The sequence below is a fragment of the Frateuria sp. YIM B11624 genome (assembly GCF_049727805.1).
In the GTDB taxonomy this organism is placed as follows: Bacteria; Pseudomonadota; Gammaproteobacteria; order Xanthomonadales; family Rhodanobacteraceae; genus Frateuria_A.
Genome location: NZ_JBCNYA010000032.1, coordinates 18,931 through 33,912, shown reverse-complemented (window position 1 = coordinate 33,912; position 14,982 = coordinate 18,931). Strand labels below are relative to the sequence as shown.

The following is a 14,982-nucleotide window of genomic DNA, read 5'->3' as shown; positions in this document are numbered from 1 at the left end:
TCCCTCTCCCCCGTCCCTTATCAAGGATGGGGGAGAGGGAGCGGGGTCGAGGCGAGCGTGGAAGATGCGAGGCGCGCTCATGCGTCGTCCTCCAGCGCGGGATGCGGATTCCGGATCGCGGCCAGATAGGTCGTGTGCGGCCGCGTGTTGAGCTCCTCCAGCAACGCGTAGTTGCGCGGCGAGGCCTTCTGCCGGCTCACCGCGGTGGCCGGGTCCTGCTGGTCGCCGAACACGATCGCCTGCGTGGGACACACCGCCTGGCAGGCGGTCAGCACCTCGCCGTCGGCGATGCGCCGGCCGTCCCGGTCGGCGGCGATGTGTGCCGTCTCGATGCGCTGGATGCAGTAGGTGCATTTCTCCATCACGCCGCGGTTGCGCACCGAGACATCCGGGTTGCGCTGCGCCTTCAGCGTTTCGGTGGTGAGGTCGCTGTACTGCAGGAAGTTGAAGCGGCGCACCTTGTACGGGCAGTTGTTGGAACAGAACCGCGTGCCCACGCAGCGGTTGTAGACCTGCACGTTGAGGCCTTCCGAATCGTGCACGGTGGCGCCGACCGGGCAGACCACCTCGCACGGCGCGTGCTCGCAGTGCATGCACGGCACCGGCTGGTGATGGATGCGCGGGGCGCGCGCGTCGCCCTCGTAGTAGCGGTCGACGCGGATCCAGTGCATCTCGCGGCCGCGTTCGACTTCCCCGGCGCCGACCACGGGGATGTTGTTCTCCGCCTGGCAGGCGATCGTGCAGGCGCCGCAGCCGATGCAGGCGTTCAAGTCCACGCTCATGCCCCAGGCGTACTCGCCATGCGGGCGGTCGGGGTAAAGGCTGGGCGATGGCTGCGCGTGTTCGCGCGCGAAGGCGGGATCGGCACGGAAGTCGTCGAGCGTTGCGCTGCGCACCGGTGCGCGGCCTTCCATCGCATGGTGGCGCTGGGTGGTGGCCAGCGCATAGCGCGTGCCGGTGCGATTGATGCGCAGGCCATCGGTGCGCCACGGCGCGTCCGCGCTGCGCAGGGCGTAGGCGTCGAAGCCGAGCCGTTCGCCCAGGCGCCCGGCGTGGCGGCGGCCATAGCCGAGCAGCACGGTAACGCTGCGCGCGGCCTGCCCCGGCATGATCCACGCCGGCGCCTGCGTGTGGCGGCCGTCGATGCGCAGCTCGATCGCATCGCCGTTGCTGATGTCGTGCGCCAGCGCGAGCTCCGGACTGACCAGCGCGACATTGCTCCAGGTCAGCGTGGTCAGCGGCTTGGGGCATTCCTGCAGCCAGCCGTTGTTGGCGTAGCGGCCATCCCACACGGTCGGGTCGGGCGCGAACAGCAGCTCGAGGCCCGGCGTATCGGCCGCGTCGGGGATCTGCGCGAGGAACGCGGCATCCACCTGCACGTGTTCCGCGGGCGGTGCGCTGCGGGCGATCACGCCGGCCTGCAGGCTGGCGGTCCAGAACGCGTCCGGGTCGGCGCCGGCCGGCGCGCGCCAGGTCGCCTGCACACGCTCGCGCGGGTTGCGCCCGTCGCCCAGGAACAGGGCCAGCAGCTCGTGCGCGCTGCGCCCGTCGTAGAGCGGTGCTATCACCGGCTGCACCACGCTGGCGGTGCCATCGGCCGCGCGCAGGTCCGACCAGCTTTCCAGCGCGTGCGCGCAGGGCAGGTGCCACTGGCAGGCGCGCGCAGTCTCGTCGCGATACAGGCCCAGGTGGATGCGGTGCGGCACCCTCGCCAGATGGGTGGCGAAGCGCGCGTCGGCCGGCGTGGCGTAGGCGGGGTTGCCGTCGAGGATCAGCAGGGTGTCGACGCGGCCGGCCGCCATCGCATCGGTCAGCTCGCGCAGGCTTTCGGCCGCGGCGATCCAGGGCTCGACCGGCGCGTAGTACTCGACGGTGTGGCCGACGCTGCCCAGCGTGTCGTTCATCAGGTGCGCGAGGGCGTGCACCCACGGCGGCTGGCTGCGACCGGCCAGCACCAGCGCGCTGCCGCGCGCGCCATCGAGATCCTGCGCCAGCGCGCGCAGGCGGCGCGGTGCGAGACCGCTGGACTGTGCGGCGCGCACGCCGGGCAGGCCAAGCCGTTCGCCCAGCTCGAGCGCGAAGCGGCCGACCTGCGCACTGGCCAGCGGCCAGCGATGGTCGGCCTTGGCGCCGGTGAGCGTGGGCGAGGCCTCGACCACATAGAGGCGGTTGAAGTCGCCCGACGCCGGATCGCGGCCGGCGATGAAGTCGCGGCCGTGGCGCAGGCTGCCCGGCATCGTGCCGAGGAAGTCGGCCTCCAGCGACAAAATCACCCGCGCGCGGTCGAAATGGTGGCGCGTGCGCAGCGGACGGCCGAAGGCCTGTTGCGCGCCGGCCAGCGCGTTGTCCTCGTCGACCGCTTCGTACACGTGCCAGCGGGAACCGGGAAAGCGCGCGAGCCAGGTGTCGCGTTGCGCCGCCAGCGTGGGCGAGTCGAGCCGGCCGCTGAGCACGTGCAGCCCGCGGCCGTCGCGGGCGAAACGCGCGGCAAGCGTGCGGACCTCGTCCTCGAAGGCGTCCCAGGTGGAGGCGACGCCTTCGTGCACCGGCCCCTGCGAGCGGTCCGGATCCCACAGCTCCAGCACCGCCGCCTGCGTCGCCGCCGAGGTGGCGCCCAGGCTCATCGGATGCGCCGGATTGCCCTCGATCTTGGTCGGTCGCCCCTGGTGGGTTTCCACCAGCACGCCGGCGACGTCGCCCGCGCAGGCCAGCGTGCTGGCGTAGAAGCGCGGCAACGCCGGCGGCAATTGGTCGGGCCGGCGCACCCACGGCACGATTTCTTCCTGCGGCGGGCGGCTGCAGGCGCCCAGGCCGGCCAGCGCGAGCGAGGCGCCGAGCAGCTTGAGGAAGCCGCGGCGGTCGAGCGTCGGTTCCAATCGCGCCAGTTGCGGAAAGGCCTCCCGCAGGCGGTCGCGCCAGGCCGGTTGCTCGATCAGTTCCTCCAGCGCGCGCCAGTAGCGCGGGCCGCGGGCGTCGGCGAGCTGGCCGCGCAGCGCGTCCATGGCCGAGCGGGGCCCGGTCATGCGAGGTCTCCTGCAAGGCGGCTCAGCGATGGCATACCGAACAATCCGTCAGGCGGCGCATGTCGACGTGGTAGCGCCTGACCAGCGCGAGGCCGAGCTTTTCCTGATCCTGCGCCTTCCAGCCCATCGCGAACTCCTGCCCGCGCGGGCGCAGGTACTTCTGCGGCGCGCGGTGGCAGTCCAGGCACCACTCCATCGACAGCGGCTGCGTGCGCATCGTCAGCGGCATGCGGTCGACGCGGCCGTGGCAGCTTTCGCAGCCGACGCCCTTGGCGACGTGGATCGAGTGGTCGAAGTAGACGAAGTCCGGCAACTGGTGCACGCGCTGCCAGTGCAGCGCGACGCCGCGTCGCCAGCTCTCGACCACCGGCGCGAGCATCGCCTGGTCGGTGTAGAGCTGCGAGTGGCAGGTCATGCAGGTGGCGATCGGCGGCATGCCGGCGAAGGCGGAGGTCTCCACCGTGTCGTGGCAGTAGCGGCAGTCGATGCCGTCGTCGCCGACGTGGTGCTTGTGGCTGAAGGGCACCGGCTGCTCCACCGCTTCGCCGATGCGGTGCGGTTCGCCGGTCAGTCCACGCCAGGCCAGCACCGCGGCGCTGGCCGCCACCAGCAGCGCGATCAGGGTGAGCTTGGCGAACAGGCCGAAGCGCGGATGGAAGATCTGGGTCATCGCCCTCTCGTTGCGATCCCTTCAAGCGAGCGTTCGCCGATCACCATTGCAGGGTGCGTGTGAAGTGCGCGGCGTTTGTCTAATAACGGGGGCGCGCAGCGCCAACCTTCGCCTCCTCTCCCCTCGGGGAGAGGATTGAGGTGAGGGGGACACTCTTGCGGGAAAGCTCCACAGAGGAAGCTCCCCCGCGAGCCCCGGCCCCCCTCACCCCGGCCCTCTCCCCCATCTTTGATTGGAGCCGGGGAGAGGGAGCAACGGCCTAGCCGCCCGGCGACTTGCGCAGCGTTTCGCGCAGGTCCTGCACGTGCCCGGCATCCACCGCCTCGGCGTGATTGCCCCAGGCGTTGCGGATGTAGGTGGTGAGATCGGCGATCTGCGCGTCGTCCAGGCGGTCGGCAAAGCCTTGCATCGCCAGTCCGGTCGGTTCGGCCGTGGTCTGGGGTATGCGGGCGCCGTCGAGAATCACGCCGATCAGCGTGTCGGCGCTCTGGGCCTGCACCGCGGAGCTCTGCCGCAGCGGCGGGAAGGCGCCGATCTCACCCTGGCCCTGCTTCAGGTGGCAACCTTCGCAGTTGTCGACGTAGAGCGCGGCGCCGCGATCGAGGATGTCCTGGTCGATGCTGGCGACTGTCCTGTCCTTGGGCGCCGGCAGGCTCTTGAGGTAGGTCGCGATCGCCTGCAGGTCGGGTTTGCTCAGGTACTGGGTGGAGTCCTGCACCACCTGCGCCATCGGTCCGGCGGCGGACGTGCGGCTGTTCCGGCCGGTGCCCAGGTATTCGACGATGTCCTGCTCGGTCCAGCTGCCCAGGCCGTCGCGCACGCCGCCGGCGAGGCTGGGCGCGAAGGCGTTTTCGGCGAAGCCGCCGGTGAGCGGATCGTCCTCGTCCACGGCGCCGGCGAGGTTCTTGGCGCTGTGGCAGGCGCCGCAGTGGCCCAGGCCCTTGACCAGGTAGGCGCCGCGGTTCCACTGCGCCGAGCGCTTCGGGTCCGGTTGGTAGGTGCCAGCGTCGAAGAACATGCCGTTCCATTCCGCCATCACGCCGCGCTGGTTGAGCGGCCACGGCAACTCGTTCGCCCGGTGCGCCTGGCGCACGGGCGCGAGCGTGTCGAGGTAGGCCTTGATCGCCAGCACGTCGTCGCGGCTCAGGCGCGTGTACCAGGGATAGGGGAAGGCCGGGTACAGGTGGTTGCCCTGGCGGTCGATGCCCTCGTGCATCGCGCGGTAGAAGTCCTCGTCGCTCCAGCGGCCGATGCCGGTATCCGGGTCGGGCGTGAGGTTGCTCGAATAGAGGGTGCCGAACGGGGTCGGAATGGCGCGGTCGCCGGCGAACGGCACGCCACCGTCGGCAGTATGGCAGGCGACGCAATCGCCCGCGCGCACCAGGTAGCGGCCGCGCGAGATCTCGCCCCAAGGGCCGGGGCTCATGCGCTCGCCGAGCTTGATTGCCGACGGTGCCGCGGTGTCGCGGCCGTGGCTGCAGGCGGCGCAGAGGGCGGCAGCGGCGAGCAGGCACAGCAGGGTGATGGATCGCGCGAGCGTCCTGCATTGGCGCAAGGCTTCCCCCATCCGCCTGTCGGCACCTTCCCCCGTGGAACGGGGGAAGGCTCGTATGCGTGACCTCGCGCAAGATCCTTCCCCCGCGTGCGGGGGAAGGTGCCCGAAGGGCGGATAGGGAAAGCCTGGCCGAAACGTTGCGCGCCGCCCGCTCATGTCGCCACCAGCGGGCCGGGGTTCTTCAGGTAGCGCTTCATCGCCGCAGCCGACCAGTAGGTCAGCGCGCCGACCGTGCCGGTCGGGTTGTAGCCGGCGTTCTGCGGGAACACGCTGGAACCCATCACCCACAGGTTGGGCACGTCCCAGCTCTGCAGGTAGCGGTTGACCACCGAGGTCTTCGGGTCCTCGCCCATCGCCGCGCCGCCGGTGTTGTGGGTGGTCTGGTAGGGGATGATCGAGTAGGGCGCCGCGCGTTTCTTCGCGTGCACGGTGGCGCCGGGAATCGCGCGGCCGATCTGCGCGGCCTTGTCGGTGAGGAAACCCGACATCTTCAGCTCGTTGGGCTGGAAGTCGAAGGTCAGCCGCAGCAGTGGGTTGCCGTAGACGTCGCACCAGGTCGGATCGAGGTCCAGGTAGTTGCCGCGATAGCTCATCACGCTGCCGTGGGTGGCGATGGAACAGGCGGTGAGGTAGTGCTCGTGCATCGCCTTCTTCCAGCCCGCGCCCCACTTCGGCGCGTGCTCCGGCAGGTAGTGCTGCAGGATCGGCCGCCCGCCGGTGTTCCACAGCGCGATGTAGCCACCGCCGACGAAGCCGTGCGGACCGTGATCGAAGTTGTCGCCGTTGAACTCGTCGATCGCCTGGCCGAGCGCGCCGGCGCCCATGAATGGATTGAGCCGCTCCTTCTGGAACACGTCGACCGCGGAGGTGATCTGGTAAGCGTAGTTGCGCCCGACCACGCCGGTGTTGGCGACCGGGTCATACGGCCGGCCGATCCTGGAGACCAGCAGCAGGTGCACGTTGTGCTGGGCGAATGCGCACAGCACGACCATCTGCGCCGGCTGCTCGAACTGGTTGCCGTCGACGTCGACGTAGGTCACGCCGGTGGCGCGCCTGCCGGTCGAATCGGTGTTGACGCGGGTGACCGCGCAATGCGTCCTGAAACGGAAATTGTCCTTCTTCAGGAGCACCGGGAGGATGGTGGTCTGCGGGCTGGCCTTGGAGTAGTTGCCGCAGCCGAACCACTCGCAGTAGCCGCAGTAGGTGCACTGGCCCATCTGCACGCCGAGCGGGTTGCGGTACGGGCGCGAGGCGTTCGCAGCCGGACACGGGAACGGCTTGAAGCCGGCCTTGCGCGCGGCCTTGTCGAACAGCACGGTCGACGCGCTGCGTTCCAACGGCGGCAGCGGGTAGCCGCGCGAGCGAGCGCCCTCGAACGGATTGCCGCCGGCGACGAGCTGGCCGCCCACGTTGCCGGCCTGGCCGGAGACGCCGCAGAGGTATTCGAAGCGGTCGTAGTGCGGCTCCAGTTCCTCGTAGGTGACGCCCCAGTCCTGCAGGTTCATGTCGTCGGGAATGAAACCCTTGCCGTAGCGTTGCTCGGTGTGCGTACGGATGACGAAGTCCTGCGGCAGGAAGCGCCAGCACTGCCCGTTCCAGTGCACGCCGGCCCCGCCCACGCCGGCGGCGGGCAGGAACGAACCCAGGTGGCGCATCGGCAGCGCGGTCTGGCTGGCGTTGTTGCGGAAGGTCAGCGTCTCGCGTTCGGGCGATTCGAAGATCTGCTTGCGCACCGCGTAACGCAGCTCGTCCTGGATGTGGTCGGTGGCGAAGTCGGGCACGGTATCGCGCCAGGCGCCGCGCTCCAGCGCCAGCACCTGCACGCCCGCGTCGGTCAGTTCCTGCGCGATGATCGAGGCGGTCCAGCCGAAGCCGACCAGCACCACGTCCACCGGCGGCAGCCGCCGGGCCATCAGCCGGCACCGCCGGCGTGGGCCAGCGCCTCGCCCGGCACGCGGCCGATCAGGCTGACGTACGGCTGCCGGTAGGGCTGGCCGTATTCGCCGATCTCGCGCACGTAGTTGTAGCGGGGTCCGGGGAAGCCGATCAGCTTCCAGCCGGCGAAATCGCGGTTGCCGCCGTAGGCGGGGTCGGCCAGGAAACCTTCCTGGGTGTTCTGCCAGAGCAGGTCGAAGAAGGTCGTCGAGGGCAGGTCGCCGAGGTCGACCTTGCCGTCCTCCAGCGCATGCAGCACCTCGTCCTGCCGGTCGGCGGAGAGCCCGGCGAAGGGCTGCCGGTAGTGCGCCCGGCAGTGCTTGTCGATGCCGGCGATCGCCTGGCGGTAGATCTGCGCGGGCGTGTAGCGCAACTGATAACCCTGGCTGCTGGTCCCCCTGGGCCACGGCCCCTGCATGTACCAGCGCTCCGCACGGCCGTAGGGGCCGGCCAACTGCAGGTCGATGAAGGCCGGCACGCCGGCCTTGTCGGCACCGGGGCCGAGCGCATCGTCGGGAATCAGCCGCGCCGTGGCCGCGCGGACGAAATCCATCTCCCCCGGCTCGAAATAGGCAGCCGCCTGCCTGGCATGGCCGCCGGCATCGTGGCCGCCGCAGGCGCACAGCACCATGCTGGCCGGGACCGCCACCCCGACCAGCCTCAGGAAATCCCGGCGTGCCGGATCATGCTCCACGTCTGCCACTCCCTCGCGCTGGAAAAACCAGCCTAGGCAGGCGACGGTGAAAGCGCGGCGTCAACCGGGTGAAGGCGCGGTGGTCGGCGGCGCAAAATTTTGCGTTTGCGCTCAGCGACTTGGAGCCGCAACGCACGGGGAAACCATCGCCGCGCGGCTCAAGGGCGCGCGAGAGGCGCGACGCACCCCGCGAATGCGATCTGCGTCTCAATCGGCGTGAACATGGGTGAACCGCGGCCCGAAGATCGCATGCTTAATGCTTGACGCAGCAACGCTTTAGCCTGCACGCTTCCGTCACTTCCGTGTGGCCAACATTCACGGTTCTGGCCGCGCAAGCGTGTGTGGGAGGTGTCATGGCGAAGGACAACCTTGTGTTGCTGGTGGAGGACGACGCAGACACGCGCGAAGTCATGGCGCTGCTGCTCGATGCGGCCGGCTACCAGGTGTTGTCCGCCCGCGATGCCAAGGCGGGCATCCGGTTGATGGACGAGCAGCCGGACATCGACGTGATCGTCACCGACGTCAACATCGGTGGCGGCCAGGACGGCATCAGCATGGCCGAGGAACTGCGCCGGCGCGGCTCCAACGCCGCCGTGGTGGTCATTTCCGGCGACCCGGAGGCCTCCAGCGACCGGCTGGGGCCGACCGCCACCTTCCTGCCCAAGCCCTACGACCGCAAGGCGCTGCTGGCGGCCATCGCCGACGCACGCGCCCGCAATGCACGCGCCTGCGCCGTGGCCGACCAGGGCAAGCCGCCCTATTCCGGTTTATCCCACTAGCCACTTGAGGTAGGTTCGGTTGAGGCCGGCCATGCGGAACGCGGTCGCATCGCGGCTGCAACCCCTCTGCCCGGGGACGAGATGCCGATGACACCGTCGTGGACGACCGTGGCGCGGTGCTTGCTGTGCAAGGACGGTGGTGTGGATACGAGCGGGACCAACTCCTACCAGTTGCTGGTGCAGTCCATCCTGGACTACGCCATTTTCATGGTCGACCCGCAGGGCCGCATCCGCAGCTGGAACGCCGGCGCCCAGCAGATCCACGGCTATCGCGCCGCCGATATCGTCGGCCGCGCCTTCGCCCTGCTGCATACCGAAGAGGAGCGCGCCGGCGGCCGTCCCGAGCTGATCCTGCACATGGCTGCGGCGCATGGCCGCTTCCAGGAGGAAGCCGAACGGCTGCGCCACGACGGCAGCCGCTTCTGGGCGCATGTGGTGTGCGATGCGGTGCGCGACGAGAAGGGACACCTGCTCGGCTTCGCCATGGTCGTGCGCGACATCACCGAGCGGCGCATGACCGAGCAGCGCCTGCGCGAGGTGGAGCGGCGCTTCCGCCTGTTCGTCGACGGCGTCACCGACTGCGCCATCTGCATGCTCGACGCCGACGGCATCGTCACCGACTGGAACGCCGGCGCCGAGCGCATCAAGGGCTACGCCGCCGCCGAGATCATCGGCCACCCGCTGGCGCGCTTCTTCGTCAACCCGCAGGTAGCGCAGACCGCGATGACGGTCGCCAGCGAGACCGGCCGCTACGACGTGGTCGACTGGCAGGTACGCAAGGACGGCTCGCGCTTCATGGCCGAAATCGCCATCGACGCGATCCGCGACAGCGACGGCCAATTGCTGGGCTTCGCCAAGATCACCCGCGACATCACCGAACGCATGGAGGCCGAACGCCACCTGGAGGACACCCGCGCGCAGCTGTTCCAGTCGCAGAAGATCGAGGCGCTGGGCCAGCTCACCGGCGGCATCGCGCACGATTTCAACAACCTCCTGCAGGGCATCATCGGCTCGCTCGAAGTGGTGGAGATGCGCCTGGCTGCCGGCCGCCAGGACGTCGACCGCTTCCTCGGCAATGCGATCGATTCGGCCAAGCGCGCCGCCACGCTGACCCATCGCCTGCTCGCCTTCGCGCGGCGCCAGCCGCTGGCGCCCAAGAGCGTGAGCCTCAACGACCTGGTCGCGCAGATCGCCGAGCTGCTGCCGGCCACGCTTGGCGAGCGGATCACGTTGAAGCTCGACCTGGCACCGGGGCTGATGCCGGTGCTGTGCGATCCGAACCTGCTGGAAAGCGCGGTCCTCAACCTGGCGATCAACGCGCGCGATGCGATGCCCGACGGCGGCTGCCTGACCATCCGCACCGGCTCGGTGCCGCCCGGCGAGGGACCGCTGCACCGGCCGCACGCCCTGCGCGACGCGCCGACCCTGTTGCTGCAGGTCAGCGACACCGGCGTGGGCATGACGCCCGAGGTGCGCGCGCGTGCCTTCGATCCGTTCTTCACTACCAAGCCCAAGGGCCGCGGCACCGGCCTGGGGCTGTCGATGATCCATGGCTTCGTGACCCAGTCGCGCGGCGCCATCGAGCTGGAGAGCGAGCCCGGCCACGGCACCACCGTGTCGGTCTACCTGCCCAGCGGCGAGCGGCGCAGCGTGCGCGCGCTCGAGGGCCGCGACACCGGCGTGCGCTGGGAGCCTGCCGCCGGCGAAACCATCCTGCTGGTCGAGGACGAGGACGTGGTGCGCGACGTGGTCGCCGGCAAGCTGCGCGAACTGCGCTACCGCGTGCTGGAGGCGCGCGACGGACACGCTGGTCTGGCGATCATCGAATCGACCGAGCACATCGACCTGGTGGTGTCGGACATCGGCCTGCCCGGGCTCACCGGCCTGCAAATGGTCGACACGGGACGGCACCACCGGCCGGACATGAAGGTGCTGTTCGTCACCGGCTACGCCGAGACCATGCCGGAAGACTGGACGCTCGACGCCAACACCGACCTGCTGACCAAGCCATTCGAATTCGACGCGCTGGTGCACCGTATCCGCGCGCTGCTGCCGAGTCCGCTCAAGCAGGCGCGCACCCCGTAGCCGACCTGGGCCACCGCCGCCCTCGTTAAGTGCGGATCGCGAGCAGACAGGCAGGCGCCCTGCGCCCAACCGCGTGTAAAAACTGCCGGGTCCGGCAAAAGCTGCAGGCTTCGCGCACGGCCGGGCTCGCCGGTGCGGCGCCTCCGCGCTTGGCACGTGGCTTGAATGACACCGGGTGTCCCTCCTCTTGCGAGGCATCCCATGCACCTGTTCCTGCCCTGCCCGCCGCTGGTCCAGCCGATCCGCGTGCCGCGCCTGCCGCCCATCGGCAGCATGGTGCCGTCCAAGCCGGTCGGCGATCCCGAATCGCTGCCGCCCGATCCCACCCCGCCGCAGCCCTACGACCCGGGCGACCCGGTACGCGCGCCCAGGCCGCGCGAGCCCGACATGCCGGCGATCGATCCGCACGAACCGGGCATCCCGGTACCGCGCATCGGCGAGCCCGGCAGTCCCATGCGCTGCTGGCTCAACTGACGCAAAAGTTGACATGCCCGCTGCAAATTTTTCGCCTTTTCCGCACCGGAGGCTTTCATGAGCCGCAACGACGACGAACAGTCCCGCTACCGCAGCCGCGACGACCGCATCCGCGCACGCAACCTGCGCGATCCGTACGAGGCGCGGCGCGAGGTGCGCACCTACCACAACGATGACGACGACGCCGCAGGCGCCTGGCAGGCCGCGTACCCGGGCCGCCACGCCGAGGACACACGCGAGCCGCGCTGGGACGAACAGCCCGCCCGCTACGGCGGCGGCTATCGCGACGAGGACGAGCTGTGGTCGCGCCCGCACGACGCCCGCGGCGACGCACGCTACGGCCTGGACACCTACGCCGAACGCCACTTCGTCGGGGGCTACCAGAATGAGGACAACCGCCACCGCGCGCACGGCTACGGCCGCAGCGCCGGCGCGTGGCGGAACGAGGCGGACTACGGCCGCGAGCATGGACAGAGCAACAGCGGCTACGACGCCGAGCGCGCCTACGGCCAGGGCAACCGGCAGGACGATGCCCGCAGCGACGTCAGGCGCGCCAGCTGGACGCAGGAGCACGACTACGACGGCCCGCGCTACGGTGCCCGCCGCGACACGCCCGCGCGCGGCGGGACCGACAGCCAGTACGCCCGGACGGACATCTACGGCGGCGCCGGCTTCCGCCAGCAGGGCAAGCGCTACTGGTTCGACGAGGGCGACCAGCGCGGCCAGTTCCGCGGCACCCAGCCACGCGGCTACGAACGCAGCGACGACCGCCTGCGCGAACTGGCCTGCGAGCGCCTGACCGACGCCGATCTCGACGCCAGCGACATCGAGGTCAAGGTGAACCAGGCCACCGTCACGCTCGAGGGCAGCGTGCCCGCGCGATGGATGAAGCACGCGGCGGAGGACCTCATCGACGACCTCGGCGGCGTGAGGGACATCCAGAACCGCCTTCGCGTGGGCCGTGGCGAAGTGCCCGGCGCGCAGGCTTCGTCCGGTACCGCCGCCGCGTCTTCGCCTGCGGGCGGCAGCACGACGGGATCCGCAGGCACCACGTCGCCGAACGCCGGCGACGTCGGCGGGCGCAGCCGACATTGACGCGTTGTGCGCGCCTGCCTACACGGCACACGGGCAGGCGCCGCACCGCAAAAAGGCGAACGCGCGCAAGGCGTGCGCCGAGCGCGTGTCAGGCATTTCTTACAAGCGGGCATCATCTCTTCGACGCAGCTTGCACTTCGCTTGCGGCATCGTCGGCTTTGTCCACGCCGGCCTGGCAAGCGCTGCGCACCTGCGCGCTGTCGCCGTGGATACGCGGGCGCGCAAGCGCGACCGATCCTTCCACCCGACAGCCTGGGATCGACGATCCCACTTCCGGTGAAATTGTGCCGAAGACCGCTTCCATCCTGCTCGTTGACGACGATCTCCAATTCCTAGACGTGGTAACCGCTTTCGCCGAGAACAAAGACTGCGACGTGACCGGCGCCGCGACCCTTGCGCATGCACTCAAACTCACCGCCGAGGATCGCTTCGATCTGTTGCTGCTGGACCTGTCGCTGCCCGACGGCAACGGTCTGGAACTGATCGGCCGGCTGGACGCGCAGCAGACGGCCCAGGTGGTGGTGGTCACCGGCCATCCGACGGTGGAGACCGCCGTGCGTGCGCTGCAACTGCCCGTGCTCGATTACCTGATCAAGCCGATCGAGGGTACCCGGCTCAACCGCCTGCTCGACCAGGCGGTGGCTGCAGCCAAGCTGCGTCCCGCATCGGCGCAGCAAACCGAGCGCTGCGGCGAGCTGATCGGCGCCAGCGCGGTGATGCAGCGGCTGTTCGAGAAGATCTGCCGCGTCGCACCGCTGGACGTCACCGTGCTCATCCATGGCGAGAGCGGCACCGGCAAGGAGCTGGCCGCACGCGCGCTGCACCAGTACAGCAAGCGCAGCGGCCGCTTCGTGGCGGTCAACTGCGGCGCGATCGCGCCGGACCTCCTGACCAGCCAGTTGTTCGGCCACGAGCGCGGCAGCTTCACCGGCGCGGTGAAGGACCATGCCGGCTTCTTCGAGCAGGCGCAGGGCGGCACGCTGTTCCTGGACGAATGCACCGAGATGCCGCTGCAGTTGCAGACCCACCTGCTGCGGGTGCTGGAGGAGCGCGACGTGACCCGCGTGGGCGCCAGCGCCAGCAAGCCGGTGGACGTGCGGGTGATCGCCGCGACCAACCGCGACCCGCTGCAGGCGGTGCGCGACGGCGTGCTGCGCGCAGACCTGTACTACCGCCTGATGGACTTCCCGCTGGCGATGCCGCCGTTGCGCGAACACACCAGCGACATCGCGCTGCTGGCGCAGCATTTCCTGGACCGGCTCAACCAGCGCTACGACACCAACCGGCGCTTCGCTCCCGATGCGATGCGCCGGCTGGTCACCTACGACTGGCCGGGCAATGCGCGCGAGCTGAAGCATGCGGTGCAGCGCGCCTGGGTGATGTCCGGTGACGAGCTGGACATGCGCATCGCGCAGCCTCCGCAATACCCGCTGCACCAGGCCCACGACCACGGAACCATGCCCTTCCGGGTGGGCATGACCATCGAGGAGATGGAAAAGCAGATGCTCCTGCGCACGCTGGCGCATTTCGACAACGACAAGACGCGAACGGCCGAGGCGCTGGGGGTCAGCCTCAAGACGATCTACAACAAGCTGTCGCGTTACCAGCACGAAGACCGCGAATGAAATGAACGCACGACCGGCAAGCTCAGCCATCACCCCCATCCCCCTGCCGCTGCCGACCACGTTGCAAGCGCTCGATGCCTCCTCCGCGGAGCAGGCGATCGGCCGTCTGTTGCAGCACGTCAGCCTGCAGTGGCACGCCGAAGTCTGCCTGCTGGTGGCGCCGCACCGCCCCACCGGACAGGGCCGTTACTGCTGGCAGCTGCCGCCGCCGCCGGCCTCGCGCCGCGACGCGCGCGCGCTGGCCGGGCAGGTGGCGATGCAGTCGCTGCGCTCGGCGCTGACCGTGGAACGCTCCGACGCGCGCGAGCGCAACGGCAGCGCCCGCTTGCGCGCGATCGCCCTGCCGTGCCGGCGCGCGCGCCGTCCGGCCGCCGCGCTGGGCCTGGCGCTGTACCGCCCGCGCATGCTCGATGCCGAGGAGCGCGCCGCGCTGGCGCACGTCGGCGCCTGGCTCGCCGTGCTGCTGCAGCGCGAACGGCGCGAGGCGATCGAACAGGAACAGAACGCCGATCCGGTGCCGGTGGTCGATGCGATCAACAACGCGCTCAACGTGATCCTGATGCGCACGGACCTGGCCGCGCTGATGCTCGAGCGCAAGGAGCACGCCAACGTGCTGGCGCTGCTCAACCAGATCGGCCACGGCTGTCTGCGCTGCGCCGAGCTCGCCCGTCGCCTGCTCGCCGACCAGCCGACCCTGCACCACTCCGAACTCAACTAGCGTTCCCGCAGGCGTCCACCGCAAAGCGGACGCGACAGCGTCGCTCGCGCACTTCCTTCCGCAAACGTCTAGTCGCGCTCCACGCCGCCGTCACCGCGGCTAGCTGCCCGCTCCGGCACTTTTTCCAAGCGGCTTTGTAGTTTTGCCGCGACCGCTTCCGAGCAGGCACGACAGCATCCGTCTTGTCGAAGACGTTGCACGCGTAACGGCGGCGTTCGGCGCACTTTCGACTGGCATGGATGTTGCGACCACACGGCAGCCGCCGCGCAACGCGGCGTGCCGTCGGGCCCCTGCTCGACGTCCCCAGAACGGAACAAGAGAGCACCGAC

The 14,982-nt window shown here is 69.9% G+C and carries 11 protein-coding genes; 6 read left to right on the top strand and 5 right to left on the bottom strand.

Annotation, left to right across the window (positions count from 1 at the left end; genetic code table 11):
- Positions 1–77 precede the first annotated feature (77 nt).
- The 5 genes from AAIL17_RS15035 to AAIL17_RS15015 form a co-directional block, all read right to left on the bottom strand.
- On the bottom strand, positions 78–3,023 hold the full coding sequence (locus tag AAIL17_RS15035; protein ID WP_424683667.1) for a TAT-variant-translocated molybdopterin oxidoreductase: 2,946 nt from the start codon (positions 3,021–3,023) through the stop codon (positions 78–80).
- 22 nt (positions 3,024–3,045) lie between these two features.
- Positions 3,046–3,693, bottom strand: a complete 648-nt coding sequence (locus AAIL17_RS15030; protein ID WP_424683666.1) for a cytochrome c3 family protein — start codon at positions 3,691–3,693, stop codon at positions 3,046–3,048.
- Positions 3,694–3,952: 259 nt separating this feature from the next.
- Positions 3,953–5,248 carry a c-type cytochrome gene (locus tag AAIL17_RS15025; protein WP_424683665.1) on the bottom strand — a complete coding sequence of 432 codons (1,296 nt, stop codon included), beginning with the start codon at positions 5,246–5,248 and terminating at the stop codon, positions 3,953–3,955.
- 152 nt (positions 5,249–5,400) lie between these two features.
- Positions 5,401–7,161, bottom strand: a complete 1,761-nt coding sequence (locus AAIL17_RS15020; protein WP_424683664.1) for a GMC family oxidoreductase — start codon at positions 7,159–7,161, stop codon at positions 5,401–5,403.
- A complete protein-coding gene (locus AAIL17_RS15015) occupies positions 7,161–7,877 on the bottom strand; it encodes a gluconate 2-dehydrogenase subunit 3 family protein (protein WP_424683663.1) in 717 nt (238 codons plus the stop codon). Before AAIL17_RS15015 ends, AAIL17_RS15020 begins: the two co-directional genes overlap by 1 nt.
- Before the next feature lie 353 nt (positions 7,878–8,230).
- On the opposite strand from AAIL17_RS15015, the gene AAIL17_RS15010 reads away from it, so the two are divergent.
- The 6 genes from AAIL17_RS15010 (at position 8,231) to AAIL17_RS14985 (ending at position 14,653) form a co-directional block, all read left to right on the top strand.
- Positions 8,231–8,656 carry a response regulator gene (locus tag AAIL17_RS15010; protein WP_424683662.1) on the top strand — a complete coding sequence of 142 codons (426 nt, stop codon included), beginning with the start codon at positions 8,231–8,233 and terminating at the stop codon, positions 8,654–8,656.
- Between the two features lie 141 nt (positions 8,657–8,797).
- Complete coding sequence (locus AAIL17_RS15005; RefSeq protein WP_424683661.1) at positions 8,798–10,741, top strand: PAS domain S-box protein; 1,944 nt, start codon at positions 8,798–8,800, stop codon at positions 10,739–10,741.
- 201 nt (positions 10,742–10,942) lie between these two features.
- On the top strand, positions 10,943–11,215 hold the full coding sequence (locus AAIL17_RS15000; RefSeq protein WP_424683660.1) for a hypothetical protein: 273 nt from the start codon (positions 10,943–10,945) through the stop codon (positions 11,213–11,215).
- Between the two features lie 57 nt (positions 11,216–11,272).
- Complete coding sequence (locus AAIL17_RS14995) at positions 11,273–12,310, top strand: BON domain-containing protein (RefSeq protein WP_424683659.1); 1,038 nt, start codon at positions 11,273–11,275, stop codon at positions 12,308–12,310.
- A 284-nt stretch (positions 12,311–12,594) separates the two neighbouring features.
- The gene (locus tag AAIL17_RS14990; protein WP_424683658.1) at positions 12,595–13,935 is read left to right on the top strand and encodes a sigma-54-dependent transcriptional regulator; all 1,341 of its coding nucleotides are present in this window, start codon (positions 12,595–12,597) and stop codon (positions 13,933–13,935) included.
- Position 13,936: 1 nt separating this feature from the next.
- A complete protein-coding gene (locus tag AAIL17_RS14985) occupies positions 13,937–14,653 on the top strand; it encodes a hypothetical protein (protein ID WP_424683657.1) in 717 nt (238 codons plus the stop codon).
- Positions 14,654–14,982 lie beyond the last annotated feature (329 nt).

What these genes read in the sequence shown, in the direction of transcription:
- AAIL17_RS15030 (WP_424683666.1), bottom strand. Translation starts at nt 3,693, where the DNA reads ATGACCCAGATCTTCCATCCGCGCTTCGGCCTGTTCGCCAAGCTCACC.
- AAIL17_RS14995 (WP_424683659.1), top strand. Translation starts at nt 11,273, where the DNA reads ATGAGCCGCAACGACGACGAACAGTCCCGCTACCGCAGCCGCGACGAC.
- AAIL17_RS15000 (WP_424683660.1), top strand. Translation starts at nt 10,943, where the DNA reads ATGCACCTGTTCCTGCCCTGCCCGCCGCTGGTCCAGCCGATCCGCGTG.
- AAIL17_RS15010 (WP_424683662.1), top strand. Translation starts at nt 8,231, where the DNA reads ATGGCGAAGGACAACCTTGTGTTGCTGGTGGAGGACGACGCAGACACG.
- AAIL17_RS14985 (WP_424683657.1), top strand. Translation starts at nt 13,937, where the DNA reads ATGAACGCACGACCGGCAAGCTCAGCCATCACCCCCATCCCCCTGCCG.
- AAIL17_RS15020 (WP_424683664.1), bottom strand. Translation starts at nt 7,161, where the DNA reads ATGGCCCGGCGGCTGCCGCCGGTGGACGTGGTGCTGGTCGGCTTCGGC.
- AAIL17_RS15035 (WP_424683667.1), bottom strand. Translation starts at nt 3,023, where the DNA reads ATGACCGGGCCCCGCTCGGCCATGGACGCGCTGCGCGGCCAGCTCGCC.